The sequence below is a fragment of the Chloroflexus sp. genome (genome assembly GCF_034431535.1).
Classification (GTDB): domain Bacteria; phylum Chloroflexota; class Chloroflexia; order Chloroflexales; family Chloroflexaceae; genus Chloroflexus.
The window spans coordinates 1-3,574 of record NZ_DAOUDC010000039.1; the positions used below are offsets into that span (position 1 = coordinate 1).

Consider the following 3,574-nt stretch of genomic DNA (forward strand, 5'->3'; position numbering starts at 1 on the left):
GCGACGCCCTGCCCCGCGAGGGGTAATCCAACCGGGTTGGGGGAGCCGCACGGCCGTGCGGCTCTACGAGACTGCGTTACGTTAATACAGCCGGATTTTGTAGCCGACCTGTTTCAACAATTCGCTGGCGATCACGTGCTTTTGGATCTCGTTGGTGCCCTCGAAGATGCGGGTGACGCGGGCATCGCGATACATGCGCTCAAGCGGCAGCTCGCGCGAGAAGCCCATGCCGCCGTGAATCTGGATCGCCTCGTCGATGATCTGGCTGGCCATTTCAGTGCAGTAGAGCTTGACAATGCTGCTCTCGAGCGTTGCTGGCTGGCCGGCGTCAACCCGGCGGGCGCAGTCGTAGACGATCTGTTCCATCGTGTAGAGCTTCATTGCCATCTCGGCCAGCTTAAACTGGAGCGCTTGAAACTCGGCGATCGGGCGACCAAACTGGTGGCGGGTAATCATATACTTGCGGCTCAGCTCGAACGCTTCCTTGGCCGAGCCGATGCTGCTGGCGCCTAGACCGCAGCGACCGATGTCAAGGGTGCGCATAGCTAGCGGGAAACCCATACCGACCTGCCCCAACACATTCTCGGCAGGCACGCGGCAATCCTCGAAGTAGAGACTGGCGGTGTGCGAGGCGCGCAAACCCATCTTCTCTTCGATCTTGCCGACGCGGAAGCCGGGCATATTCTTCTCGACGATGAAGGCGGTGATGCCGCCGCGCGCGCCGAGATTCTTGTCGGTCACGGCGTGAACGACGATCACATCGGCGAAGCTGCCGTTGGTAATCCACATCTTCTGGCCGTTGATGATCCACTCATCGCCGCGGCGCTCGGCAGTGGTCTGGATGTGGGCAGCGTCTGAGCCGGCGTTTGGCTCGGTGAGCGCCCATGCGCCCCACATGCGGCCTTCGATCAGCGCGCGCAGGTAGGTCTCTTTTTGCTGCTCGGTGCCGCCGAGGTAGATGCTCATCGCCGCCAACTGGGCATGAGCGCCGATGATGGTGGCATGGCTGGCGCAGGCCCGGTTCAGTTCTTCCATCAGCACGCAGTAGCCGGTGATGCCGAGTTCGAGGCCACCGTAACGTTCGGGGAAGGGTATGCCGAGTAGGCCGAGGTCAGCAGCCTTTTTCAGCGTCTCGAACGGCACGCGCTCTTCTTCGTCGATGGCGCGGGCAATCGGGCGGATCTCCTTGTCGACGAATTCGCGTACCGTTTGGCGTAACATGTTGATTTCTGGACCGTGCTCGTACTCCATTGTAGGTGTGCTCCTTTGCTGGGAGACGCACGGCGTGCGTCTCTACGATGGATGACGGTGACGCACTGGTGTGCGTCTCGATACGGATATGGAGGCGCACACCAATGCGCCTCTACTGGGATGGCGGCGGGCGGGCGGGATCGGCCACCGGCACGATGATCGCCGACGGATGTTCGGTGTCGTGACAGATGCGGTGCTCGATGACCGGCCCGCCACGCCCTTCCCCATACGGGCAATCATCGCCGGGGTGCGGCCCCCAGCGCGGGCTGCCGCCACCGGCCATCTGTACGCGCAGGCGGTGGCCGGCGCGAAACCGTTGGGCGGTGGCGGTGAGATCAATCTCGATCCGGCGGACACCATCGGGTTGGAGTTCGCCAACGCCGGGCCGCACGCGCACGATGCCGTCGCAGATGTTGACGCTACGCCCGTCGGGGTAGACATCGCAGAGTCGGCCAACCAGATCGAAGAAGGGATGGTCGGTACAGACATAGACACACAGTCGCACTGGCCCGATCACATCGAGATCAGCCGCCAGCGGCGGAGTGGTGAAGGTCAGCACATCGGACCTCGCTTCGAGCGGGCGTTGGTCACGCGGGCCACCCTGAGCGCTGAGCACTGCGCCGCCGATGGCCGGGGTCGGATCGGCGGGATCGTAGCGAAAGCGGCTCGGTGGCGCGCCGGCGGGCGGCGGTTGATGACCAAGACTGCGATCGGGCTGCAAGAAATAGCGCGTCATGGTGGCCGGTGGCGGCCAGAAATCCATCTCGTGCCACTCGTGGCTGCCCATGAGCGCGATACGCACCGGGCGGCGAGCCAGCAACTCGCGCTGACCCTTGAGATGGGCATCAAACCACCACAACCCTTCGCGCAGCCCCTCAAAGACCAACGCCAGATCGTTGTGGGCGCGCGGCAAGACGGTTAGATACGGACGTTTGCCGGCGGCGACCAGCGCGGCGTAATCGGCCAACTGACCGGGAAGGAAGATGTCGTACCAGCCAGCGACGAGATGGACGGCGGCGTTGATCCGGTGCAGCGAGCGGTGGTAATCAACCTGCGACCAATACGGTCCGCATGGATCGGGATCACGTAGCCACTGTTGGAAGAACGGCACCGGTGCGCCGGTAGCCAGTTCGGCGGCGGCGGTGTAGGGTTGATGGCGGAGGGCGCGGGCCACTATTCGCTCGCGCAAGACGAATAGCCGCCAGAGCGCCGCCAGATCAAGCGGTTGCCGGTGGCGGTTGGTCGTATTGATCAGAAAGACCCAGCGCAGGGTCGATTCAAGCGCAAATGCGCCGCCGGGGTAGAAGAGCGATGAAAAGCGGGCGCTGGTCACAATCGGCACAATGGCTTTGAGGTAGGGTGGCCCATCAATTGCCGGCCCCCATTGGGTATAGCCGACATAGCTCGGCCCCCAAAGACCGAGATTGCCATCGAACCATGGTTGGTCGCCGATCCATGCCACCGTTGCCCGGCCATCGGCGGCTTCGTTCACGAACGGCTCAAACACACCTGCCGAGCGATAGCGCCCGCGCACGCTCTGCACAATCACGTTGTAGCCACGTTCGGCAAAGAGCATGCAACCGGTGTGTTCAAAGACACCCAGCGGCCCCAATTCAGCGGGGCGACCATAGGGCGTGCGGATCAAGATGGTTGGATGCGGGCCGCCATCGCGCGGCGCGTAGCGATCGGCGTAGAGTACGACGCCATCGGGCATGCGGATGGGAATATCACGGGTGACGGCCACCCGGTGCTCGGCGGGGCGTAAGCGGAGCAAGCGGGCAAGCAGAGGCCGGCGAACGGCAAATACGGTCGCCGCTGCCACCCCGGCTCCAGCCAGAGACCACCCAAGCCAACGCATGCGCCACTCCGCTCTGATGAATTTATAACACGCTGCGTCATCGATGATACCATACCATGACGAGGTATGTCAATGAGGGAAGACAGGAGGGATACAGTGGTGCTGTATCCCTACGGATGACGTGCTCTGCGGAAAGGAGTCGATCCCGTGCTCGTGGGGGATTGCTTCGGGCGGACGGCACCCATGCGGGGTGCCGCCCTGCCCTCGCAATGACCAAGGGGTGGCGGCAGTGGAACTCCGTACTCCATCACGCGATGATAACGGGGGAGGGCGGGGTGCCGTTGCGCGCGCGCGATGACCGGTGCGTGCCGTTGTCATAGCGAGGGGGCGCAGCCCCCGCAGCAATCTCCCGCTTTAGCGAGGAAGGTGCGATTGCAGCAAGCGGTCGATCCCGTGCTCGTGGGGGATTGCTTCGGGCGGACGGCACCCATGCGGGGTGCCGCCCTGCCCTCGCAATGACCAAGG

2 protein-coding genes are annotated in these 3,574 nt (G+C 63.6%); both read right to left on the reverse strand.

Annotated elements, in window-relative coordinates:
- Nucleotides 1–81 precede the first annotated feature (81 nt).
- On the reverse strand, nt 82–1,251 hold the full coding sequence (locus U9R61_RS09770; protein WP_322488624.1) for an acyl-CoA dehydrogenase family protein: 1,170 nt from the start codon (nt 1,249–1,251) through the stop codon (nt 82–84).
- Between the two features lie 112 nt (nt 1,252–1,363).
- Complete coding sequence (locus U9R61_RS09775) at nt 1,364–3,109, reverse strand: CocE/NonD family hydrolase (protein WP_322488625.1); 1,746 nt, start codon at nt 3,107–3,109, stop codon at nt 1,364–1,366.
- Nucleotides 3,110–3,574: the final 465 nt, after the last annotated feature.